This is a genomic window from Pseudomonas sp. Marseille-Q7302 (assembly GCF_965111925.1).
The window spans coordinates 2,813,202-2,835,415 of sequence record NZ_CBCOPK010000001.1 but is presented as its reverse complement, the minus strand read 5'-3'; the positions used below and the strand labels follow the sequence as shown (position 1 = coordinate 2,835,415).

The window sequence follows — 22,214 nt, the reverse complement described above, 5'->3', positions numbered from 1 at the left end:
ACCTTGCAGCTAAGCCATCGGCCGGTCCAGGACAGTGACCTGCCCGCCCTATGCGAATTCTCCAAAAACCCCACGGAGCTGATGTTCTGGTTTCCCCGTGCCCACTTCCCGCTCACCCCGGTTCAGTTGCAGGCCGCCATCGCGGAGCGTCGCGACAGCCGCGTCGTGGTGGCGGGTGGGCGAGTGGTGGGATTTTCCAACTTCTGCAGGTGGGCGGATGAGGTGTATGCGATTGGCAATGCCGTCGTTGATCCCGCCTACCGGGGGCAGGGGGTCGGACGTTACCTGCTGAAGATGATGATAGAGCGCGCGTTCGAGACGCACGGCGCTCGTGAAGTGGTCCTTTCCTGTTTCAACGCAAACGTGGCGGGGCTACTGCTCTACCAAACCTTGGGCTTCACCCCCTATGCCATCGAAGAGCGACGTTCGGTCGCCGATGAGCGGGTGGCGCTGATTCATCTCAGACTGCCACGGCCTCGCCGGTGATCACCCGTCCCCAGAATCCCTCGTTGCGCGAACTGCTGTTCACGGTACGCGGGTCCATCGTCCAGGCCATCTGGCGCAAGCTCCTCTACGTGGTGCTGCTGAGCCTGGCGGTGACCCTCAGCCATGGCGTCATCCTCCGCTTCGACTTCGGCCTGACCACCACGCCGCTGACCCTCTGGGGTCTGACCCTGGCGATCTTCCTCGGCTTTCGCAACACCACGGCCTACCAGCGCTTCTGGGAGGCGCGCGGCCTGTGGGGCGAGCTGCTGATCGCCGGACGCAATCTGGCGCGCCAGGTCGAAACCCTGCTACCCGGCCTGAACGCGGCCGAGCGCCGCCAGCTCCTGGCTCCACTGTTGGCCTTCGGTTATGCGCTGCGTGATCACCTGCGCCGGGAAGCACCGTCTGCCGATCTGCAGCGCTTGCTGGCGGGGGAGCAAACCCTGCTCGCGGCCCCTCACCGACCTAGTGCGCTGATCCGCCGACTTGGCACGACGCTGGTTGCCCGCGCGCGACAGGAAGGGCTCGGTGACCCTCTGATCGCCAACGTCGATAACCAGCTGGACCGGCTGACCACGGTGCTCAGCGGCTGCGAGCGCATCCGCCAGACCCCCATTCCCTATCCCTACATCCTGATGCTGCACCGGGTGGTGCACGTCTATTGCTTCCTGCTGCCGTTCTGTCTGGTGGACAGCCTGGGCTGGTTCACGCCCCTGGCGGTGCTGGTGCTGGCCTATACCTTCTTCGGCCTGGACGCCCTGGGCGACCAGATCGCCGACCCTTTCGGCACCCAGCCCAACCATTTGCCGCTGGACGCCTTGAGTCGTGGTCTGGAAATCGCCGTGCTGGATCTGCTGGGCGAGCCCACCCCCGAGCCGATCCGGGCGGAGGGCGGGTTGTTGCGGTGAAGGCGTGACGATTCGCGTTGATGCGATCGCGGCCATGGGCCGCTCCTACAGCAGAGGTGTATCTGTAGGAGCGGCCCATGGCCGCGATAAGAAGTCTGCCTCAGGGTGGCCGCATCGGCGGATCACCCTGGCCATGGCCGCGCCTTGCCTTACTATCAGGCGTCTTGAGCTTCTTTCGCTCTCCGCCGCGGACGCCTGACCAACTCCCCGCGACAATTCGGACACTGCTCCTGCAGCGGCCCAGCCGCGCACTCCACGCAAAAGGTGCATTCATAGGAGCAGATCACCGCGCCCTCGCTTTCCATCGACAGGGCATTGGCGCAGTGTTCACATGACGTCCGCATTTCCAGCATGGCTGTTTCTCCCGGTTCAGGCGCCGAAGCGTGCCGCATAGTCCTGGGGGCTGACCGCCAGGTGTTTGTGAAAGGTGCGCCGGAGATTTTCCGGATGGCCGAAGCCACACAGGCGCGAGACCGTGGCGATGGAGGCCTGGCCGTCCTGCAGCAGTACTCGCGCGGTCTCCAGCCGGACCTGCTCGACATAGCGGCCCGGGCCCATGCCCACCTCGCGACTGAACAGCCGCGACAGGGTGCGGGGCGCCATATGGGCGCGTTCGGCCAGGCGTTCCAGCCCGAGGTCTTCACCCAGGTGCCCAGGAATCCAGTCGAGCAGGGCCGCCAGGCGCGGCGTCCGCCCCGGATCGGGCGCCAGGCAGGCACTGAATTGCGCCTGGCCGCCGGGGCGCCGCAGAAACATCACCAACCGGCGCGCCACTGCCAGGGCCAGGGGACGCCCGAGATCGGCCTCCACCAGCGCCAGGGCCAGGTCGATGCCGGCGGTGACGCCCGCCGAGGTGAAGACATGGGGGTCGCCATCACGCCCCAGCGGGTCATAGGTGTGCAATCGGTCGCCCTGGACCTCGATGGCAGGAAAGGCCGCGAGCTCGTCGACATAGGCCCAGTGGGTGGTGGCACGGCGGCCGTCCAGCAGACCGGCACTGGCCAGGAGCAGGGCGCCGGAACACACTGAGCCGACCCGTCGCAACCGGGGTTCCAGGTCGCGCAGCCAGGCCTGCAGGCCGGCATCCCGGCGCAGCGTCTCGATGCCTATGCCACCAGGAATAAGCAGGGTGTCCACTTCATCCGCGTCCAGGTCGTACCAGCCCTGTTCGGCCTGGATGCCGATGCCGGCTGACGTCCTGACCAAGCCTTCGGCGGCACCCAGCAGGCGCAGCTGATAGTAGGCGGACAGGCCCTGGCGTTCCCGTTCCAGGTTGGCCGAGGCAAATACCTGCAGCGGGCCGGTGACGTCCAGGCTCATGACGTCGGGGTAGAGCAGCGCAGCGATCAGCGGCATGGATGGCTCTCCGTAGCGATTTGGCAAGCATGCCTTGGCGTCCATGTAGGCGACAAGGTCAAGGACCCCACGGATCTTGCCATCCGGTGGCAGGTTGGATTTGGCGTGACCCGCGCCCGGCCTTATCATCGCCGCCCATGAACTACACCGATCCCAAGCAACTGGCGCCCCTGCTGGAAGCCATCCTGCTCGCTGCCGGCCGACCCCTGACCCTGGAGCGCCTGGCCGAACTCTTCGAAGAGTACGAACGCCCCGAGCCTGCCCATCTGCGCGCCGGCCTCGCCGTGCTCGGCGGTTCCTGTCGCAAGCGCGGCTTCGAACTCAAGGAGGTGGCGTCCGGCTACCGCCTGCAGGTACGCGAGAAATACGCGCCCTGGGTCGGCCGCCTCTGGGAGGAGCGCCCGCCGCGCTATTCCCGGGCCATGCTCGAGACCCTGGCGCTGATCGCCTATCGCCAGCCGATCACCCGTGGCGAGATCGAAGAGGTGCGCGGCGTGGCGGTCAACAGCCAGATCGTCAAGACGCTGCTGGAGCGCGACTGGATCCGTGTGGTGGGCTATCGCGACGTGCCCGGCCGCCCGGCCATGTTCGCCACCACCAAGACCTTTCTCGACTACTTCGACCTGCGCAGCCTCGATCAACTGCCGCCCCTGGCCGAGGTCCGCCAGCTGGAACCCGAGCCGGCCTCGGTGCTGGAAGACCCCGAGCTGAGCCTGGCGGCGCTGGGGGTAGGGGAGCCGGAGGAAGAAGAGGACACCCTGGTGATTCCCGAGCGCACCAGCTTTCGCACCCTGCTTACCGAGCTGGACGCCATGGAGACCGGTCTCAAGACCGATTTCGACGACCTGCGCCAGGCGGCGGACGAGGAGAATGAGGGTTGAGTCAGGCCTGTTGGGCTTCGCGTTGCTCAACCCGACCTACGCGCTGAACCGCCCCTTTCCCGCCGAAAGCAGCCCCCTCGCTCGATCAACCCCCTCTCCCTATGGGAGAGGGCCGGGGTGAGGGCACGCTTCACGATGAATGCCAAGCGGAAAAGGCTGCGCCGTTTTCCACGCTACGGCTCCCCCCTGACCGTGGAAGATCACCCCTCGCTCGAATAACCCCCTCTCCCTCGGGGAGAGGGCCGGGGTGCGGGCACGCTCAGGGTGAATGCCCAAGCGGAAAAGGCTGCGCCGTTTTCCACGCTACGGTTTTCTAGTTATCTGATGCGTATCGCGGGCATGGCGTTGCGCCGTAGCGACCGCTCCTACAGCAGCCGGATCTTCTGTAGGAGCGGCCCATGGCCGCGATAAAGACAGTTGCCCTTATCTTCGGAACTCCCCGAAGGAGCCGCCACTTCTGTGGACCGACCTTGCCGCAACTGAAAACGAAAAAAGCGCCCGAAGGCGCTTTTTTCCATCAGGTCCTACAGACCTCAGGCCGGTGCGTTGACCAGCGCCTTGCAGGTATCGAGCATACGGTTGGAGAAGCCCCACTCGTTGTCGTACCAGGCCATGATCTTCACCAGCTTGCCGCTCACCTTGGTGTGGTTGGCGTCGAAGATCGACGACAGGCGGTTGTGGTTGAAGTCGATGGAGACCAGCGGCTTGTCGTTGTAGCCCAGCACCGGCGAGGCTTCGGCCGCCGCCTTCATGAAGGCGTTGATAGTCTTGGCGTCGGTTTCCTTGGCGGTCAGGATGGTCAAATCGACCAGCGACACGTTGATGGTCGGTACGCGCACCGCCATGCCGCTAAACTTGCCTTGCAGCTCCGGCAATACCAGGCCCACAGCCTCGGCGGCACCGGTCTTGGTCGGAATCATCGACTGGGTGGCCGAACGCGCCCGGAAGGGGTCGGAATGGTAGACGTCCGACAGGTTCTGGTCGTTTGTGTAGGCATGGATGGTGGTCATCAGACCATTCTCGATGCCCAGCTCGTGCTGCAGCACCTGGGCGACGGGCGCCAGGCAGTTGGTGGTGCAGGAGGCGTTGGAGATGATCTGGTGCGACTGACGCAGGATGTTGTCGTTGACGCCATAAACGATGGTGGCGTCCACCTCTTTGCCCGGTGCCGAGATGATCACCTTGGAGGCGCCGGCTTCAAGATGGGCAGCGGCCTTGTCGCGGCTGGTGAAGAGACCGGTGCACTCGAACACCACATCGACCTTCAGGTCCTTCCACGGCAGCTCGGCCGGGTTGCGGATGGCCGTCACGGCGATGCGATCGCCATTGACCACCAGCTTGTCGCCCTCGACGGACACCTCGGCAGGGAAGCGGTCATGAACGCTGTCATACTGTAGGAGATGCGCATTGATGGCGGCGTCGCCCAGGTCGTTGATCGCAACGACCTCCAGGTCCTGGCGATAGCCTTCGGTATACAGCGCCCGCAGCACGTTGCGGCCGATGCGTCCAAAACCATTGATGGCAATACGAATACTCATTGAGAGAAACCTCGCGATAGCTGGGTTTTGTTGTAAAAAACATTACACATGACGCGTGCTAAGCGGAATAATAGCGCCAATTTGGCTGTGAATGTTTTAAATAACAACAAATTTAGCCCGGTGGAGAATCGAAACCATGCATCCTCGCGTCCTCGAAGTCACACAGCGGTTGGTGGAACGCAGTCGTCCGACCCGTGAGCGTTACCTCGCCATGATCCGGGCCGCCGCCAGCGACGGTCCGCAGCGCGGCAAGCTGCAATGCGCCAATTTCGCCCATGGCGTCGCCGGGTGTGGATCCTCGACGGATAAGCAGCGCCTCCGTTTGATGGACCAGGCCAACGTCGCCATCGTTTCCAGCTACAACGACATGTTGTCGGCTCATCAGCCCTACGAGCACTACCCGGAGCTGATCAAACAGGCCCTGCGCGAGATCGGCTCCGTCGGTCAGTTCGCCGGTGGCGTGCCGGCCATGTGCGACGGCGTGACCCAGGGCGAGGCCGGCATGGAGCTGAGCCTGGCGAGTCGTGAAGTCATCGCCATGTCCACTGCGGTGGCGCTGTCGCACAACATGTTCGACGCGGCGCTGCTGCTGGGCATCTGCGACAAGATCATCCCCGGCCTGATGATCGGCGCGCTGCGCTTCGGCCATCTGCCAATGATCTTCGTGCCGGGGGGGCCCATGCCGTCGGGCATCTCCAACAAGGAGAAGGCACGTGTGCGCCAGGCCTTCGCCGAGGGCAAGGCCACCCGCGAAGAGCTGCTGGAATCGGAGATGAAGTCCTACCACAGCCCCGGTACCTGCACCTTCTATGGCACCGCCAATACCAACCAGGTGGTGATGGAAGTGATGGGCCTGCACCTGCCGGGTTCTTCCTTCGTCAACCCCTACACCCCGCTGCGTGACGAACTCACCCGCGAGGCGGCGCGCCAGGTGACCCGTATCACTCACCAGGGCGGCAACTTCATGCCGCTGGGCGAGATCGTCGATGAGAAGTCCATCGTCAACTCCGTGGTCGCCCTGAGCGCCACCGGTGGCTCGACCAACCATACCCTGCACATCCCGGCCATCGCCCAGGCCGCCGGCATCCAGCTTACCTGGGACGACATGGCCGAGATCTCGGCGGTCACCCCGACCCTGGCGCAGGTCTATCCCAATGGCAAGGCCGATGTGAACCATTTCCACGCCGCCGGTGGCGTCAACTTCATGGTGCACACCCTGCTCGAAGCCGGGCTGCTGCACGAAGACGTCAACACCATCATGGGCCACGGTCTGTCGCGCTACCTGCAGGAGCCCTTCCTGGTGGACGGCAAGCTGGAGTGGCGCACCGGTCGCGCCGAGAGCCTGGACGAAGACATCCTGCGTCCGGCCAGCCGCCCGTTCAACGAAGAGGGTGGCCTGCGCGTCATGCAGGGCAACCTCGGCCGCGGCGTGATGAAGGTGTCGGCCGTGGCGCCCAAGCACCAGCTGGTCGAGGCCCCGGCGCGCGTCTTCCACGACCAGAGCGAATTGGCAGAGGCCTTCAAGGCCGGCCAACTGGAGCAGGATTTCGTCGCGGTGGTACGCTTCCAGGGACCCAAGGCCCTGGGCATGCCCGAGCTGCACAAGCTCACTCCCTATCTTGGTGTGTTGCAGGACCGTGGTTACAAGGTGGCTCTGGTCACCGATGGCCGCATGTCCGGCGCCTCGGGCAAGGTTCCGGCGGCGATTCACGTCTGTCCGGAAGCCATCGATGGCGGTCCGCTGGCCAAGGTCTGTGACGGTGATCTCATCCGCGTTGATGGGCGTACCGGGGAACTGAAGATTCTGGTCCCGGCGGACGAATGGATGGCCCGCCAGGCGGTCGAAGCGCCCCAGGGCACCGGGGTAGGCTGTGGTCGTGAGTTGTTCGCCTTCATGCGCGGCGCCATGAGCACGGCTGAATCGGGTGCCAGTGCATTCACTTCCAGCCTGGAGGCGCTGAAATGAGTTTGGCTTTGGTTGGCGACATCGGGGGCACCAATGCCCGCTTCGCCCTGTGGCGCGACGGTCGCCTGGAGGCCATCGAGGTCTTCGCCTGTGCGGATTACGCCTGTCCGGAAGACGCGGTACGCAAGTACCTGGCGCAGACCGGCGTGGCGCTGGATGACATCACCGCCGTGTGCCTCGCCTGCGCGGGCCCGGTCGGCGAGGGTGACTTCCGCTTCACCAACAATCACTGGGTGATCAAGCGCGAGCAGTTCTGCCGCGAGCTGGGTCTGACCCATCTGCTGCTGATCAACGACTTCACGTCCATGGCCTGGGCCATCGCCCGCCTGGATCCGGCCGACTCCGTACAGGTCCGTGACGGCATCGCCTTGCCGACCCGTCCGCGCCTGGTGATCGGCCCTGGCACCGGCCTGGGTCTCGCCAGCCTGGTGCCCAGTGGCAAGGATCGCTGGATCGTGCTGCCGAGCGAGGGCGGTCACGTCGATCTGCCGATCAACACCCAGCGTGAATTCGATATCTGGAAGATCCTCAAGCGCCAGTTCGGCAATCACGTCTCCGCTGAGCGCGTGGTGTCCGGCAGCGGCCTGGTCAACCTCTATCATGCGAGCTGCGAGCTGGACGGCCGTACCGCCGCCCTGCACAGCGCGGCGGACATCTGCGAGCTGGCGCTCAAGGGCGATCCCTATGCCGACGCGGTGCTGGAGCAGTTCTTCATCTGGCTGGCGCGGGTGGCCGGAAACGCGGCCCTGACCCTGGGCGCCCTGGGTGGCGTCTATATCGCCGGCGGCATCCTGCCGCGCTTCGTCGAGCGCTTCCAGAGCGGGGCCTTCGCCCATGCCTTCGCTGACAAGGGCAAGACCAGCAGCGCCTATCTCAAAGACATCCCGGCCTGGCTGGTGACAGCCGAATATCCGGGACTGTTCGGTGCCGGCGTCGCCCTGGATCAGACCATCGCCGAAGCGCGGCAGGCCTGATCCACCCCGGGGTCAGGCGACTACTCAAGGTCGCCCGGCCCCGGTATGCTGCCGGCACTACCGGTAGCTGGCCTCCGGCCAAGACAACAAGAGCGAACATCGCCATGTCCACCCTGGGCAAATCTCTCCTGATCGTCGACGACGACGGGGAAATCCGTGAGCTTCTCGACACCTATCTCACCCGTGCCGGCTATCTGGTGCGTACCGTTGGCGACGGCCGGGAGCTGCGCCGGGCGCTGGGTGACTTCGTCCCCGACCTGCTGATCCTCGACGTCATGCTTCCCGGCGAAGACGGCTTCGCCCTCTGCCGCTGGATGCGCGAGCAATCGAGCTGCCGCCAGGTGCCCATCATCATGCTCACCGCCAGCTCCGATGAAGCCGACCGGGTCATCGGCCTGGAACTGGGCGCCGACGACTACCTGGGCAAGCCCTTCAGCCCTCGCGAACTGCTGGCGCGCATCAAGGCGCTGCTGCGCCGCGCCGGCTTTGGCGAAACGCGTCCGGTGGCTACGGGTTTGCTGACCTTCGACGACTGGCGCCTGGATCCGGTCAGCCATCGGCTGTTTCACCGCGACGGCGAGGAGGTCATCCTGTCCGGCGCCGATTTCACCCTGCTCAAGCTGTTTCTCGATCATCCCCAGCAGATCCTCGACCGCGACACCATCGCCAATGCCACCCGTGGGCGCGAGGTGCTGCCGCTGGAGCGCATCGTCGACATGGCGGTGAGTCGCCTGCGCCAGCGTCTGCGGGATACCGGCAAGTCGCCGCGGCTGATCCGCACCGTGCGGGGTTCCGGGTATTTGCTCGCCGCCGAGGTCAGCGGGCTGGTCGCCGATGCGGTGTAGCGGTTCACTCACCCGGTTGGTGCCACGTTCCCTGCTGGCGCGCATGCTGCTCCTGACCTTGCTGGCCGTACTCCTGGCCCAGGGCGCCTCAGCGTTGTTCTGGTCGGCCGCCCTGCGCAGCGATCGCAACCAGGGCCTGCAGACCGCCGCTCGCAGCCTGGGCTACTCCATCGCCGCCAGCGTGCGCTATTTCAGTCTGCTGCCACCGGCCTATCGCCCGCTGGTGCTGGAACAACTGCGCAACATGGGCGGCACGCGCTTCTTCGTCTCCCTGAACGAAAAGCCACTGACCATGCAGGCGTTGCCGGCGACCCCGGGGCGTCGCGCGGTGCTGCAGGAGGTCGAAACGGTGCTGCGTGAGCGCCTGGGCGCCACCATGCCCATGTACGTGGAATTCATCGGCCCGCAACAGCTGCGCCTGTTCAACGGCGCGGTGGCGCTCGACGACCTGCCGCGCTCCTGGGCGCACTATGCGCTGAGTCTGGAACCGCTGGAGCCACCGGTGCTGGTGACCCAGATCCGCATCGGTGAAGGGGAGTGGGTGTACCTGGCGACCCTGATGCCGGCGCCTTACTACAGCCTGGACGAGTCCTGGCTGCCCCTGCAGCAGCTGCTGTTCATGGTCTTCAGCAGCGCCTTCCTGCTGCTGTTCATCGGCTTGCTGATCCGCTGGCAGAGTCGCCCGCTCAAACGCCTGTCGCGCGCCGCACGGGAGCTGTCGCTGGAGGTCCATACGCCGCCGGTGCGGGAGGAGGGCGCCCAGGAGATCCGCGAGGTCACCCGCGCCTTCAATGCCATGCGTGAACGCATCGCCCGCTATCTGGACGAGCGCGCCCAGCTGTTCAGCGCCATCTCTCACGACCTGCGCACCCCCATCACCCGGCTGCGTCTGCGCGCCGAGCTGGTGGACGACGAGGTGATGCAAGCCAAGCTGGTGCGTGACCTGGATGAGCTGGACCTGCTGGTCAAGGGCGCCCTGCAGTGCGTCAAGGACACCGACATCCACGAGAATCTGGAGCCGGTCGATCTCCAGGCACTGCTGCTGCAGCTGGTGGAGCCCTTCACCCAGGAGCAGCCACCGCGTGTCCGTCTCACCGGTGAGGCCCAGGGCACTCTGTTGGGCAAGCCCCTGGCGCTCAAGCGCTGCATCGGCAACCTGCTGGACAACGCCCTCAAGTATGGCCATCGCGCCCACCTGCAGGTGGAAGACGACGGCCATGTCTTTGTCCTGCATGTCGACGACGAGGGGCCTGGCGTGCCGGAGCAGGAGCTGGAGCAGGTCTTTCAGCCCCATGTAAGACTGGCTACCGATCGCCATGGTTACGGCCTCGGCCTGGGCATCGCCCGCAACCTGGCCCACGCCCATGGCGGCGAGGTAGAGCTGCGCAATCGCCGCGAGGGTGGTCTGCGGGTGACCCTGACGCTACCTCGTAGCTAGTGTGGTGGTCCAGAAGCCGACCGCACAATCTGGTGGCGCTTTTTTTGCACAGGTGGCGTTGCCACTACTTGCCATGGCGCTGTTAGGACTCGTCGCGGCGCCTGGCCTGAGCAAAAGAATCACCTGCCAATTCTTGCTCGAACTCTAAAACACCACGCTAGACACTGGTCGGCCGCTATGTCACCAGTCCGTGACAAAACTCCTTCCCTTCGTTACCCACGGCCGCAGTCGTCTGACTAGACTCGGCCCAGCTCCAATAAAAAAACAACAAGGAACGACCCCTCATGAATGCGTTGAATCGTCTCGCTCTCGCCGTTTCCCTTTCCTGCGCCGCCGTCGTCGCCCCCCTGACCGCCCATGCCGGTGAGGTCGAGGTGCTGCACTGGTGGACCTCCGGTGGCGAGGCTCGCGCTGTCGATGTCCTCAAGCAGCTGATGCAGAAGCAGGGCGATACCTGGAAGGACTTCGCCGTGGCCGGTGGCGCTGGTGAAGCCGCCATGACCGTGCTCAAGACTCGCGCCGTGTCCGGCAACCCGCCGTCCGCTGCCCAGCTGAAAGGCCCCGACATCCAGGAATGGGCCAGCATGGGCTTCCTGGCCAACATCAGCGACATCGCCAAACAGGGTAACTGGGACACCATCCTGCCCAAGCGCGTGGCCCAGACCATGCAGCATGAGGGCGAGTACGTCGCCGTGCCGGCCGGCATCCACCGCATCAACTGGCTGTGGATCAACCCCGCCGTCTTCAAGAAGGCCGGCGCCAAGGTCCCCACCACCCTGGACGAATTCTTCGAAGCCGCCGACAAGCTGAAGGCCGCTGGCGTCGTACCCCTGGCCCACGGTGGCCAGAACTGGCAGGACGGCACCATCTTCGAATCCCTGGTCATGGCCATCATGGGCCCGGAAGGCTACGACAAGGTCTTCGTGCAGACCGATGCCGACACCATCCGCAGCGACAAGATGGTCGAGGTCTTCAAGACCTTCAAGCGCATCAAGGGCTACGTCGATCCCAACGCCGCCGGTCGCGACTGGAACCTGGCCACCGCCATGGTCATCGAGGGCAAGGCAGGCATGCAGATCATGGGCGACTGGGCCAAGGCGGAATTCACCGCTGCTGGCAAGAAGCCGGGCGTCGACTATGAATGCGTGGTCATGCCAGGCACCCAGGGCGACTTCATCTACAACATCGACTCCCTGGCCATGTTCAAGATCAAGAACAAGGACAACCAGAAGGCCCAGGACGACCTGGTACGCACCGTCATCGACAAGCCCTTCCAGGAGGTCTTCAACCTCAACAAGGGCTCCATCCCGGTGCGTAACGACATCGACCTGGCCAAGTTCGACAGCTGCGCCCAGCAGTCCGCCAAGGACTTCCAGGCGGCCAACGCCGATGGCAAGGCCGAGCCGAGCATGGCGCACAGCATGGCCAACACCAGCTACGTGCAGGGCGCGATCTTCGACGTGGTGACCAACTTCTTCAACGACGCCAACGCCGATCCGAAGAAGGCCACCGAGCAACTGGTCGCCGCCATCCAGGCCGCGAAGTAAGCGCAAACAGCCATCGGTGAGGATTGTTTATCGCGGCCGTAGGCCGCTCCTACAGGCCAACCATCGGCTGTAGGAGCGGCCCATGGCCGCGATCATCCAACTGCCTGACGCCAAGATAATACCACCCCTGAGAATGCCTCCATGGCTCTTACCGAAACTCTTCCCGCGACGGCGGTCACCCGGCGTCCGGACCGGCTGCAGCGCCTGCTGCCCAAGCTGGTGCTGGCGCCCACGGCCATCGCCATGGTCGTCTGCCTCTATGGCTACATGCTGTGGACGGCGGTGATCTCCTTTACCAACTCGCGCTTCCTGCCCAGCTACAATTTCGCCGGTTTCGCCCAATACGCACGGCTGCTGGAGAACGACCGCTGGCTGGTGGCCTGCAAGAACCTGGCGATCTTTGGCGGCCTGTTCATCCTGCTAAGCCTGGCCATCGGCGTCTTCTTCGCCATCCTGCTGGACCAGCGCATCCGCCGCGAAGGCTTCATCCGCACCATCTATCTCTACCCCATGGCGCTGTCGATGATCGTTACCGGTACCGCCTGGAAATGGCTGCTCAACCCCGGCATGGGCTTGGACAAGCTGCTGCGCGACTGGGGCTGGGAAGGCTTTCGCTTCGACTGGCTGGTGGACCCCGACCGGGTCATCTACTGCCTGCTGATCGCCGCCCTCTGGCAGGCCTCGGGTTTCGTCATGGCGATGTTTCTCGCTGGTCTACGTGGTGTGGATTCCTCCATCCTGCGCGCCGCCCAGGTCGACGGGGCAGGGCTGCCCACCATCTACCTGCGCATCGTCCTGCCGAGCCTGCGGCCGGTGTTCTTCAGTGCGGTGATGATCCTCGCCCACATCGCCATCAAGAGCTTCGACCTGGTCATGGCCATGACCGCGGGTGGCCCCGGCTACGCCTCGGACCTGCCGGCGGTGTTCATGTATCAGCACACCTTCACCCGCGGCCAGATGGGCCTGGGTTCAGCCAGTGCGGTGCTGATGCTTGGCGCGGTGCTGGCGGTGCTGGTGCCCTACCTCTACTCGGAATTGCGGAGCAAGCGAAATGGCTAAGGCTCTGAACGTCAATCGCGTGGCCATCCACGCCACCCTGATCGTCGCCTGCGCGGTCTATCTGGTGCCGCTGCTGGTGATGCTGCTGACCAGCTTCAAGACCCCGGACGATGTCCGTACCGGCAACCTGCTGAGCCTGCCCCTGGACTGGACGGTGATCGGCTGGCTCAAGGCCTGGGACGTGGTGCACAGCTACTTCTGGAACTCCTTCATGATCACCGTCCCAGCGGTGCTCATCTCTACCTTCATCGGCGCGCTCAACGGCTACGCCCTGTCGAAGTGGCAGTTCCGTGGCTCGAACCTGCTGTTCAGCCTGTTGCTGTTCGGCTGCTTCATTCCCTTCCAGGTGATCCTGCTGCCGATGTCCTTCACCCTCGGCCAGCTGGGCCTGGCCAACACCACCGCCGGCCTGGTGCTGGTGCACGTGATCTACGGGCTGGCCTTTACCACGCTGTTCTTCCGCAACTACTACGTGGGCATTCCCGATGCCCTGATCAAGGCGGCGCGGCTGGACGGGGCGGGCTTCTTCACCATCTTCTTCAAGATCCTGCTGCCGCTGTCCACGCCCATCGTCATGGTCAGCCTGATCTGGCAGTTCACCCAGGTGTGGAACGACTTCCTGTTTGGCGTGGTGTTCGCCAGCGGCTCGTCGCAGCCCATCACCGTGGCCTTGAACAACCTGGTCAACACCAGCACCGGTGCCAAGGAATACAACGTCGACATGGCCGCCGCCATGATCGCCGCGCTTCCGACCCTGCTGGTCTACATCTTCGCTGGCAAGTATTTCGTCCGGGGCCTGACCTCGGGCGTGGGCAAAGGATAAGGAAGGCCACCATGGCAGCTCTCGAACTCAAAAGCGTACGCAAGACCTACGGCAACGCCGCCCAGGAAGCCCTCAAGGGCATCGATATCCGCATCGACGCCGGTCAGTTCCTCATCCTGGTCGGGCCCTCCGGCTGCGGCAAGTCCACCCTCATGAACGCCATCGCCGGCCTCGAGGACATCAGCAGTGGCGCCATCTGCCTGGATGGCGAGGATGTCACCCAGGTCGAACCCAAGGACCGGGACATCGCCATGGTGTTCCAGTCCTACGCCCTCTATCCGACCATGACCGTGCGCGAGAACATCGCCTTCGGCCTGAAGATCCGCAAGACACCCAAGGAGCAGATCGACGCCGAGGTGGCGCGCGTGGCCAAGCTGCTGCAGATCGAGCACCTGCTCGAACGCAAGCCGGCACAACTCTCCGGCGGCCAGCAGCAGCGGGTGGCCATGGGCCGCGCCCTGGCCCGGCGGCCCAAGCTCTACCTGTTCGACGAGCCGCTCTCCAACCTGGACGCCAAGCTGCGGGTGGAGATGCGTACCGAGATCAAGCTGATGCACCAGCGCCTGCAGACCACTACCGTCTACGTCACCCATGACCAGATCGAAGCCATGACCCTGGGCGATCGGGTCGCGGTGATGAAGGATGGCGAGGTGCAGCAGTTCGGCACCCCTGAAGAGATCTACAACGATCCGGCCAACCTCTTCGTCGCCAGCTTCATCGGCTCGCCGCCGATGAACTTCGTGCCGGTGCGTCTCGAAGCCCGTGAGGGCAGGGTGGTCGCGCGAGTCACCGGCGACACCGGCGACAGCCAGGTGGAGTTGCCGGAACTGGATCCGGCGCTGGCCGGCAGAGAGGCTATCCTTGGGGTGCGTCCGGAGCAGATCCAGTCGGCGCATCCGGCGGATAGCGCCGTCCCAGGCATCCTGACACGCGTCCAGGTGGTCGAGCCCACAGGTCCGGATACCCTGCTATATGCCGAGTGGAACGGCACCAAGGTGTGCTGCCGGGTCGCCCCGGGTGAGGCGCCTCGGGCGGGCGATCAGGTCTTGTGGCGGATCGATCCGCGACGGGCGGTACTGTTCGATCCGGCCAGCGGTCGCCGACTTTCTTGAACCTAGCTCATGGCTGAAACGTTACAGCAATGGTAAGGTCCGCCCGCCGCCGCGCCTGAGGTCGGGTTGCGGCCTTACCAGAGGCCCGGGATTGACCCCCGGCTGCCGTGACAGACAGGAGAACAGGAATGGCACTACCCCGAGTCGTGGTCTTTGGCGAAGCCCTCACCGACATCGTCCAGGGCAATCCTGGCGAATGGCGGGGTTACCCGGGTGGCGCCCCCTGGAACGTGGCGCGCGGCCTGGCCCGGCTGGGTGTGGACAGCGCCTTCGGTGGCGCCATCAGTCAGGATGGCCTGGGTGACGAGATCGCCTGGCAATCGGAAACCGCCGGCCTCGATACCCGCTTCCTGCAGCGCGTCGCCGCCGATCCCCTGGTGGCCATCGTGCCGTCGAGCCGCCCACCGCGCTATTTCTTCGCGGGCGAAGCCGATCTCCAATTCGATCCGGCGCTGCTGCCCGAAGGCTGGCTCGACGCTGCCGAAGTCTGCCATTTCAGCTGCATCAGCCTGGCTCGCTATCCGCTGGCCGACACCTTGCTAGACCTGGCGCGCAAGGCCAAAGCCGCCGGCAAGCGCCTTAGCTACGACCCCAACTGGCGCAACCTGATGGATGACCGCTATCGCCAGCAGACCTTCCCCGAACTGGTGCGCCTGGCCGACGACATCAAGCTGTCCGACGAAGACATCCGCCAAATCTACCCCGGGCTGGACGAGCGGGCCGCGCTGGACGAGTTGCGCGCCCTCAATCCCCACGCCCGTATTCTTTTCACCCGCGGCGAGCACGGTCTGGTGCTCTATACGCCGGAAGGCGAGTGGCAGCAGGCCGCCATCGCCGTGGACGTGGCCGACACCGTGGGTGCCGGTGACGCCTGCATGGCCGGCTGGCTGGCCTCGGGCCTGCTGGGCCTGACCGATCTGCAGCAGCGCCTGAGATTTGCCGCCGCCAGTGCCTCGGTGTCCTGCCGTCACGCCGGCGCCTATGCGCCGACTCGCGCCGACGTGGAAGCCCTGCTGCAGGTGAGTCCCCACTGAGACGTTTTCCCACAACAATAATAGCCGCCAAGGAAACCCGATGGACTTCCCCGATTTTCGTCGTCGCGACACCCTGCTGGAGCACGTACGTCAGACCCTGGCGTTCTACCATCCCCGCTGTGTTGATCCGCAAGGCGGCTTCTATCATTTCTTCAAGGACGACGGGACGGTCTATGACCGCCAGACCCGTCACCTGGTCTCCAGCACCCGTTTCGTCTTCGATTTCGCCATGGCCTATCGACACTTCGGCGACCCGGCCTATCTGGACGCGACCCGTCACGGCCTGAGGTACCTGCGCGAGCGGCATCGCCAGGCCAATGGGGGCTATGCCTGGCTGCTCGACGGCGACACCGTGGTGGATGGTACCAACCATTGCTATGGCCTGGCCTTCGTGGTGCTGGCCTATGCCCACGGCCTGCTCGCCGGAATCGAGGAAGCCCGTGGCTGGCTGAGCGAAGCCTGGGAATCCCTGGAAACCCATTTCTGGCGCGAAGCCGACGGCCTCTACGTCGACGAGATCAGCGCCGACTGGCAGACCGTTTCATCCTATCGCGGCCAGAACGCCAACATGCACGCCTGCGAAGCCCTGCTGGCCGCCTTCGAAGCCAGCGGCGAGACGCGCTATCTGGATCGCGCCGAGACGCTGGCCCGCAACATGACCCAGCGTCAGGCGGCCTTGACCAAGGGGCAGGGTGGCGTAGCCGACCAGGTCCCCGGTGGCCTGATCTGGGAGCACTACCACAGCGACTGGTCCATCGACTGGGACTACAACCGGGATGATCCGGCGAATCTGTTCCGGCCCTGGGGCTTCCAGCCCGGCCACCAGATCGAATGGGCCAAGCTGCTGCTCATCCTTGAACGCCATCGCCCCCAGCCCTGGCTGCTGCCGCGTGCCAAGGAGCTGTTCGACGTGTCCTGGCGCCTGAGCTGGGATGGCGAGCACGGCGGCCTCTACTACGGCTTCGCCCCGGATGGCGCACCTTGCGATCCGGACAAGTATTTCTGGGTGCAGGCCGAGGCCCTGGCCGCGGCAGCATTGCTGGCCGAGCGCAGTGGCGAGGCGCGCTACTGGGAGCATTACGAGGCGCTCTGGCGCTACAGCTGGGAATTTTTCATCGATCACGAGCAGGGCGCCTGGTGGCGCCTGCTCGACCGTCGGAACCAGAAGTACTCCGACGACAAGAGTCCGGCCGGCAAGGTCGACTACCACACCATGGGTGCCTGTTACGAAGTCCTCAGCGTCCTGCCGTAAGGAGCTGTTCAAGATCTCGCGAGCTAGAGCCAGACAAGGCGAAAGACCTGAGAAAGCGCAGTTTACGAGTGGTAAATGAGCGTTTCGACGGGGCTGGCCTTCCAGGGTCTTTTCAACGCCGTTTGGCCGACGCGCAGCAGATCGTGCACAGCTTCTAAGTATTAGAGACGCGGGTTTCGGGCCTCAAGGTGTCATCACTTCAATAAAAAGGGATCTCAGTAATGAATAGTCAGAATCACAAGAATCGTTCGGGGCTCGCACTGCCCCTGGTGTCGTTGCTCGCCCTGGCGGTCTCCGCCGGTATCCAGGCGGCCCCCCAGGCCAACCCGGGTGGCAACTTCAGCGGCGTCAACAACACCGAGGCCGCCTTCGAGCCCCTGGGCAACACCATGACCGGTGACTGGGGTGGCGTACGCAAGGACCTGCGCGACAAGGGCTGGGACATCAAGCTCGAATACGTGGGCGAGGGCGCGACCAACTTGCGTGGCGGCTACGACGACGATCGCACCGGGCGCTGGAGCTCGCAGTACATGTTCGGCCTGTGGGGCGACATGAACAAGATCGCCGGCTGGGAAAACTCGGTGTTCAAGCTGGCCATCACCTCCCGTGACGGCCGCAACCTCACCGATGACCGCATCACCGATCCGCGCGTGGGCGGCTACTCCTCGGTGCAGGAAGTCTATGGCCGTGGCCAGACCTGGCGTCTGACCCAGCTGTGGCTGTCCAAGGGCTTCTTCGATGGCCGCCTGGACATCAAGGCCGGTCGCTTCGGGGAAGGCGAGGACTTCAACTCCTTCGAGTGCGACTTCCAGAACCTGGCGTTCTGCGGCTCCCAGGTCGGCAACTGGGAAGGCGTCTGGTACAACTGGCCGGTCAGCCAGTGGGCCCTGCGCGTCAAGTACAACCTGACCCCCGAGCTGTTCGTACAGGTCGGTGCCTACGAGCAGAATCCGTCACTGCTGGAAACCGGCAACGGCTTCAAGCTCAACGGCAGCGGCACCAAGGGTGCGGTCCTGCCGGTGGAAATGGTCTGGTCGCCCAAGGTCAACGGCCTGCCGGGCGAATACCGCGTCGGCTACTACTACAGCACCGCCGATGCCAACGACGTCTACGAGGACGTCAACGGCAACTCCGCGGCCCTTACCGGTCTGGACTACAAGGAGCACTCCAGCAAGCACGGCTACTGGGTCGTCGCCCGTCAGCAGATCACCGCGCACAATGATGACCCGAGCCGTGGCCTGTCGGTGTTCGCCAACTTCACCGCCCATGCCAAGGACGTCAACAAGGTCAGCAGCTACGTCCAGGCCGGCCTGGTCTACAAGGGCCCCTTCGATGGCCGTCCCAAGGATGACATTGGCTTCGGTGTCGCGCGCATCACCACCAACGGTGACTTCCGCGACAACCAGCGCGCCCTCAACCAGGCCGCCGGTGCCACCGACTACAACGATCCGGCCTTCACGCCGCTGCAGCACAACGAGTACGACGCCGAGATCTACTACGGCGTGCACGTGACCAACTGGCTCACCGTGCGCCCCAACCTCCAGTACATCAAGAATCCGGGTGGTGTGCGTGAGGTCGACAATGCCGTGGTGGGTGGCCTGAAGGTTCAAGCGGTTTTCTAAATCGCCCCCATAGCCCGCCATCCTGCCGGATGGCGCTGGTCAGGGCCCTGCAGTGGTTATACTGCAGGGCCTTTTTCATTTCCGAGGTTGCCGTGGGTAAGGTCGAAAGTCCCTGCATCAGCCAGTGCAAGATCAAAGACGACGTCTGCCAGGGATGTGGCCGCAAACGCTCAGAGATCAAGGGATGGAAAGAGCTGAAGGACAAGGAGCGCAAGGAAGTCATCGACAAGTCTAAGAAGCGCCTGAAGAAGCTCAAGAAGGGCTGATGCGTTCCTGTCGGTACCCGTAGGTTGGGTTGAGCGCAGCGAAGCCCAACGTTGGCCAGGTCACCGCCGCATTGTTGGGCTTCGACGATAAAGTCGTCTCAGCCCAACCTACACCTGATAGAGTCGAGCGCCCGCTTGGCAGCCCCCTCTCCCCGCGGGAGAAGGTTGGGTAAGGGCGCTCCTCGCCACCTACCACCGAGCGCCCTGGTTGGCACTTTCCGTAGGTTGGGCTGAGCGCAGCGAAGCCCAACAATGCCAGGCCAGTTCCCTGCTGTTGGGCTTCGACGATAAAGCCGTCTCAGCCCAACCTACACCTGATGGAGCTGAACGCCTGCTCGGCTAGACCCTCTCCCCACGGGAGAGGGTTGGGGTGAGGGCGCTTCTTGCCACCTAACACCGAGCGCCCTGGTTGGCACTTTCCGTAGGTTGGGCTGAGCGCAGCGAAGCCCAACAATGCCAAGCCAGTTCCCTGCTGTTGGGCTTCGACGATAAAGCCGTCTCAGCCCAACCTACGCCTGATGGAGCTGAACGCCTGCTCGGCTAGCCCCCTCTCCCCATGGGAGAGGGTTGGCGTGAGGGCGCTCCTTCCCACTGAATACCCGGGTGGAAAAGGCTGCGCCGTTCTCCACGCTACGGTTAACCGGGCATCGAACAGCTCTCGCTACGCCCGCTCCACCTCATCCAGCAACCCCATGAACGCCTGAGCCGCATTCGAATGGGTACGCTCGGTATGCAGGATGTAGCCCAGCCGCCGTTCCAACTGAATCCCCGGTAGCGGCAGCCGGCGGACCTGATCGTCCAGCAGGGTACGCGGCAGGACGCTCCAGGCCAGGCCAATGGAGACCAGCATCTTGATCGTCTCCAGATAGTTGGTGCTCATGGCGATGTTGGGTGTCAGTCCCTGGGCATCGAAGAGGCCATGGACGATCAGGCGGGTAAAGGTATTGCCGCCGGGAAACACCGCCGGGTGCCGCGCCACATCGGCCAGGCTGACCTCCTTCTGGTTTGCCAGCGCATGCTCGGGCGCCGCCACGAAATCCAACGGATCGCTCCACACCGGCACCGCCTTGATCGGGGCCGCGGTCTGGGGCGCCAGGGTGATGATGGCCAGCTCCACCCGCCCATGCAGGATCTCGTCGTAGGCCGCTTCCGAATCCAGAAAGCGGATGTCCAGGGCGACCTCGGGATACTCCCGAGTGAACCGTCTAAGGATCGGCGGCAGCCGGTGCAGGCCGATGTGGTGACTGGTCGCCAGCGTCAGCCGGCCGCCGATGGCACCATTGAGATTGGTCAGGGCGCGTCGGGTGTCATCGATCACGCCTAGAATCTGATAGGCGCGGGGGAGCAGGGCGCGTCCGGCCTCGGTCAGGCTGACCTCGCGCCCGATGCGGTCGAACAGCCGCAGCCCCAGTTGCTGCTCCAGCGCGGCGATGCGTTTGCTGACCGCAGGTTGGGTCAGGTGCAGACGCTCGCCGGCGTCGGAAAAGCCGCCCAGTTCCGCGACGGCCACGAAGGCATTGAGATTGGCGAGGTCCAAGACTTCGAATTCCTGTTGGTTATGCGCTTCATGAAAAAGATGAATTTGTTTCATGCGAGCCTAGCGCGGTATCTTTGACCCCACAAGCACCAAGGGCATGCAAAGGCCCGTGCCGTTCCACGCCTGATGAGGAATCCACCCATGGCTGGCAAGACGCTCTACGACAAACTCTGGGATATGCACCTGGTCAAGCAGCGCGACGATGGTTCCGCGCTGCTCTACATCGACCGCCACATCATCCACGAAGTGACCTCGCCCCAGGCTTTCGAAGGCCTGCGTCTGGCCGGCCGCAAGCCCTGGCGTCTGGACGCCAACCTGGCGACCCCCGACCACAACGTGCCGACGACTCCCGATCGCAAGGAAGGCCTCGACTCCATCAAGGACGAGATTTCGCGCATCCAGGTCCGCACCCTGGACGAGAACTGCGACGACTTCGGCGTCACCCAATTCAAGATGAACGACGTCCGCCAGGGCATCGTCCACGTGATCGGCCCGGAGCAGGGCGCCGTCCTGCCCGGCATGACCGTGGTCTGCGGTGACTCCCACACCTCCACCAACGGCGCCTTCGCCGCCCTGGCCCATGGCATCGGCACCTCCGAGGTCGAGCACGTGCTCGCCACCCAGTGCCTGGTGGCCAAGAAGATGAAGAACATGCTGGTTAAGGTGGAAGGCGACTTGCCCTTCGGCGTCACCGCCAAGGACATCGTCCTCGCCATCATCGGCAAGATCGGCACCGCGGGCGGTAATGGCCATGCCATCGAATTCGCCGGCAGCGCCATCCGCGCCCTGTCCATGGAAGGCCGCATGACCATCTGCAACATGTCCATCGAGGCCGGTGCCCGGGTTGGCATGGTGGCGGTGGACCAGACCACCATCGACTACGTCGAGGGTCGTCCCTTCGCGCCCACTGGTGCCGTCTGGGAAGCTGCCGTGGCCGAGTGGCGTGGCCTGGTGTCCGATGCCGATGCCCACTTCGATACCGTGGTCGAGCTCGACGCCGCCCAGATCAAGCCGCAGGTCAGCTGGGGCACCTCGCCCGAGATGGTCCTGGCCGTCGACCAGCAGGTGCCGGATCCGACCCGCGAAGCCGATCCGGTCAAGCGCGGTTCCATCGAACGCGCCCTGAAGTACATGGGTCTCAAGGCCAACCAGCCGATCACCGACATCGTGCTGGATCGCGTCTTCATCGGCTCCTGCACCAACTCCCGTATCGAGGACCTGCGCGCCGCTGCCGCCGTAGCCAAGGGCCGCAAGGTCGCCGCGACCCTCAAGCAGGCGCTGGTGGTACCGGGCTCTGGTCTGGTCAAGGCGCAAGCCGAGCGTGAAGGCCTGGACAAGGTATTCATCGAAGCCGGTTTCGAATGGCGCGAGCCGGGTTGCTCCATGTGCCTGGCGATGAACGCCGACCGCCTGGAGAGTGGCGAGCACTGCGCCTCCACCTCCAACCGCAACTTCGAAGGCCGCCAGGGTGCCGGTGGCCGTACCCACCTGGTGAGCCCGGCGATGGCCGCCGCTGCTGCCATCGCCGGTCGTTTCGTCGACGTCCGCGACTTCGCCAACGCCTGAGGAG

General features: G+C 64.5%; 20 protein-coding genes. 16 read left to right on the top strand and 4 right to left on the bottom strand.

Annotation, left to right across the window (positions count from 1 at the left end):
- The first annotated feature begins 3 nt into the window (after window positions 1-3).
- Window positions 4-486, top strand: coding sequence for a GNAT family N-acetyltransferase (locus tag ACWPW1_RS13285; RefSeq protein WP_323148404.1), 483 nt, complete (start codon window positions 4-6; stop codon window positions 484-486).
- Window positions 483-1,394, top strand: coding sequence for a bestrophin family protein (locus tag ACWPW1_RS13280; protein WP_454253149.1), 912 nt, complete (start codon window positions 483-485; stop codon window positions 1,392-1,394). The genes ACWPW1_RS13285 and ACWPW1_RS13280 overlap by 4 nt, the downstream gene beginning before the upstream one ends.
- Before the next feature lie 155 nt (window positions 1,395-1,549).
- Here the strand turns inward: ACWPW1_RS13280 and ACWPW1_RS13275 are convergent, their stop codons facing one another.
- Together ACWPW1_RS13275 and ACWPW1_RS13270 are read right to left on the bottom strand one after the other, a co-directional pair.
- Window positions 1,550-1,699 (bottom strand): DUF1272 domain-containing protein, encoded by a 150-nt coding sequence (locus ACWPW1_RS13275; RefSeq protein ID WP_454253921.1) that lies wholly within the window; start codon window positions 1,697-1,699, stop codon window positions 1,550-1,552.
- Window positions 1,700-1,763: 64 nt separating this feature from the next.
- Window positions 1,764-2,750, bottom strand: a complete 987-nt coding sequence (locus ACWPW1_RS13270; protein WP_454253148.1) for a GlxA family transcriptional regulator — start codon at window positions 2,748-2,750, stop codon at window positions 1,764-1,766.
- Window positions 2,751-2,887: 137 nt separating this feature from the next.
- Between ACWPW1_RS13270 and scpB the strand changes: the two genes are divergently transcribed.
- On the top strand, window positions 2,888-3,631 hold the full coding sequence (gene scpB / locus ACWPW1_RS13265) for an SMC-Scp complex subunit ScpB (RefSeq protein ID WP_454253147.1): 744 nt from the start codon (window positions 2,888-2,890) through the stop codon (window positions 3,629-3,631).
- 533 nt (window positions 3,632-4,164) lie between these two features.
- Here the strand turns inward: scpB and gap are convergent.
- Window positions 4,165-5,169, bottom strand: a complete 1,005-nt coding sequence (gap, locus tag ACWPW1_RS13260; protein ID WP_454253146.1) for a type I glyceraldehyde-3-phosphate dehydrogenase — start codon at window positions 5,167-5,169, stop codon at window positions 4,165-4,167.
- 136 nt (window positions 5,170-5,305) lie between these two features.
- Between gap and edd the strand changes: the two genes are divergently transcribed.
- The 12 genes from edd (at window position 5,306) to ACWPW1_RS13200 (ending at window position 19,107) form a co-directional block, all read left to right on the top strand.
- Window positions 5,306-7,135, top strand: a complete 1,830-nt coding sequence (gene edd, locus ACWPW1_RS13255; RefSeq protein WP_313647337.1) for a phosphogluconate dehydratase — start codon at window positions 5,306-5,308, stop codon at window positions 7,133-7,135.
- Entirely contained in the window at window positions 7,132-8,109 is a 978-nt protein-coding gene (locus tag ACWPW1_RS13250) for a glucokinase (RefSeq protein ID WP_007158679.1), read from the top strand. The genes edd and ACWPW1_RS13250 overlap by 4 nt, the downstream gene beginning before the upstream one ends.
- A 104-nt stretch (window positions 8,110-8,213) precedes the next feature.
- Window positions 8,214-8,954 (top strand): response regulator, encoded by a 741-nt coding sequence (locus ACWPW1_RS13245; protein WP_059315196.1) that lies wholly within the window; start codon window positions 8,214-8,216, stop codon window positions 8,952-8,954.
- The gene (locus ACWPW1_RS13240) at window positions 8,944-10,392 is read left to right on the top strand and encodes an ATP-binding protein (RefSeq protein WP_059315195.1); all 1,449 of its coding nucleotides are present in this window, start codon (window positions 8,944-8,946) and stop codon (window positions 10,390-10,392) included. Before ACWPW1_RS13245 ends, ACWPW1_RS13240 begins: the two co-directional genes overlap by 11 nt.
- A gap of 284 nt (window positions 10,393-10,676) precedes the next feature.
- Window positions 10,677-11,939, top strand: coding sequence for an ABC transporter substrate-binding protein (locus ACWPW1_RS13235; protein ID WP_454253145.1), 1,263 nt, complete (start codon window positions 10,677-10,679; stop codon window positions 11,937-11,939).
- 141 nt (window positions 11,940-12,080) lie between these two features.
- A complete protein-coding gene (locus tag ACWPW1_RS13230) occupies window positions 12,081-12,998 on the top strand; it encodes a carbohydrate ABC transporter permease (RefSeq protein WP_059315193.1) in 918 nt (305 codons plus the stop codon).
- Window positions 12,991-13,821, top strand: a complete 831-nt coding sequence (locus ACWPW1_RS13225) for a carbohydrate ABC transporter permease (RefSeq protein ID WP_454253144.1) — start codon at window positions 12,991-12,993, stop codon at window positions 13,819-13,821. The genes ACWPW1_RS13230 and ACWPW1_RS13225 overlap by 8 nt, the downstream gene beginning before the upstream one ends.
- A gap of 11 nt (window positions 13,822-13,832) precedes the next feature.
- Complete coding sequence (locus ACWPW1_RS13220; RefSeq protein ID WP_271655128.1) at window positions 13,833-14,933, top strand: ABC transporter ATP-binding protein; 1,101 nt, start codon at window positions 13,833-13,835, stop codon at window positions 14,931-14,933.
- Between the two features lie 128 nt (window positions 14,934-15,061).
- A complete protein-coding gene (locus ACWPW1_RS13215) occupies window positions 15,062-15,967 on the top strand; it encodes a carbohydrate kinase family protein (protein ID WP_454253143.1) in 906 nt (301 codons plus the stop codon).
- A 40-nt stretch (window positions 15,968-16,007) separates the two neighbouring features.
- Window positions 16,008-17,219, top strand: coding sequence for an AGE family epimerase/isomerase (locus ACWPW1_RS13210; RefSeq protein ID WP_454253142.1), 1,212 nt, complete (start codon window positions 16,008-16,010; stop codon window positions 17,217-17,219).
- A 221-nt stretch (window positions 17,220-17,440) separates the two neighbouring features.
- A complete protein-coding gene (locus ACWPW1_RS13205; RefSeq protein WP_434774373.1) occupies window positions 17,441-18,841 on the top strand; it encodes a carbohydrate porin in 1,401 nt (466 codons plus the stop codon).
- Window positions 18,842-18,933: 92 nt separating this feature from the next.
- Window positions 18,934-19,107 carry a DUF1289 domain-containing protein gene (locus tag ACWPW1_RS13200; protein ID WP_082696425.1) on the top strand — a complete coding sequence of 58 codons (174 nt, stop codon included), beginning with the start codon at window positions 18,934-18,936 and terminating at the stop codon, window positions 19,105-19,107.
- 661 nt (window positions 19,108-19,768) lie between these two features.
- Here ACWPW1_RS13200 and ACWPW1_RS13195 read toward each other — a convergent pair.
- Window positions 19,769-20,644: a LysR family transcriptional regulator gene (locus tag ACWPW1_RS13195; RefSeq protein WP_271655125.1), complete on the bottom strand. Its 876-nt coding sequence runs from the start codon at window positions 20,642-20,644 to the stop codon at window positions 19,769-19,771.
- A 141-nt stretch (window positions 20,645-20,785) separates the two neighbouring features.
- Between ACWPW1_RS13195 and leuC the strand changes: the two genes are divergently transcribed.
- Window positions 20,786-22,210 carry a 3-isopropylmalate dehydratase large subunit gene (leuC, locus tag ACWPW1_RS13190; RefSeq protein ID WP_271655124.1) on the top strand — a complete coding sequence of 475 codons (1,425 nt, stop codon included), beginning with the start codon at window positions 20,786-20,788 and terminating at the stop codon, window positions 22,208-22,210.
- The last annotated feature ends 4 nt before the right edge of the window (window positions 22,211-22,214 follow it).

Excerpts from the sequence above, each read along its gene's own strand:
- ACWPW1_RS13275 (WP_454253921.1), bottom strand. The coding sequence starts at position 1,699 with ATGGAAAGCGAGGGCGCGGTGATCTGCTCCTATGAATGCACCTTTTGC.
- ACWPW1_RS13270 (WP_454253148.1), bottom strand. The coding sequence starts at position 2,750 with ATGCCGCTGATCGCTGCGCTGCTCTACCCCGACGTCATGAGCCTGGAC.
- scpB (WP_454253147.1), top strand. The coding sequence starts at position 2,888 with ATGAACTACACCGATCCCAAGCAACTGGCGCCCCTGCTGGAAGCCATC.
- gap (WP_454253146.1), bottom strand. The coding sequence starts at position 5,169 with ATGAGTATTCGTATTGCCATCAATGGTTTTGGACGCATCGGCCGCAAC.
- edd (WP_313647337.1), top strand. The coding sequence starts at position 5,306 with ATGCATCCTCGCGTCCTCGAAGTCACACAGCGGTTGGTGGAACGCAGT.
- ACWPW1_RS13250 (WP_007158679.1), top strand. The coding sequence starts at position 7,132 with ATGAGTTTGGCTTTGGTTGGCGACATCGGGGGCACCAATGCCCGCTTC.
- ACWPW1_RS13245 (WP_059315196.1), top strand. The coding sequence starts at position 8,214 with ATGTCCACCCTGGGCAAATCTCTCCTGATCGTCGACGACGACGGGGAA.
- ACWPW1_RS13240 (WP_059315195.1), top strand. The coding sequence starts at position 8,944 with ATGCGGTGTAGCGGTTCACTCACCCGGTTGGTGCCACGTTCCCTGCTG.
- ACWPW1_RS13235 (WP_454253145.1), top strand. The coding sequence starts at position 10,677 with ATGAATGCGTTGAATCGTCTCGCTCTCGCCGTTTCCCTTTCCTGCGCC.
- ACWPW1_RS13230 (WP_059315193.1), top strand. The coding sequence starts at position 12,081 with ATGGCTCTTACCGAAACTCTTCCCGCGACGGCGGTCACCCGGCGTCCG.
- ACWPW1_RS13225 (WP_454253144.1), top strand. The coding sequence starts at position 12,991 with ATGGCTAAGGCTCTGAACGTCAATCGCGTGGCCATCCACGCCACCCTG.
- ACWPW1_RS13220 (WP_271655128.1), top strand. The coding sequence starts at position 13,833 with ATGGCAGCTCTCGAACTCAAAAGCGTACGCAAGACCTACGGCAACGCC.
- ACWPW1_RS13215 (WP_454253143.1), top strand. The coding sequence starts at position 15,062 with ATGGCACTACCCCGAGTCGTGGTCTTTGGCGAAGCCCTCACCGACATC.
- ACWPW1_RS13210 (WP_454253142.1), top strand. The coding sequence starts at position 16,008 with ATGGACTTCCCCGATTTTCGTCGTCGCGACACCCTGCTGGAGCACGTA.
- ACWPW1_RS13205 (WP_434774373.1), top strand. The coding sequence starts at position 17,441 with ATGAATAGTCAGAATCACAAGAATCGTTCGGGGCTCGCACTGCCCCTG.
- leuC (WP_271655124.1), top strand. The coding sequence starts at position 20,786 with ATGGCTGGCAAGACGCTCTACGACAAACTCTGGGATATGCACCTGGTC.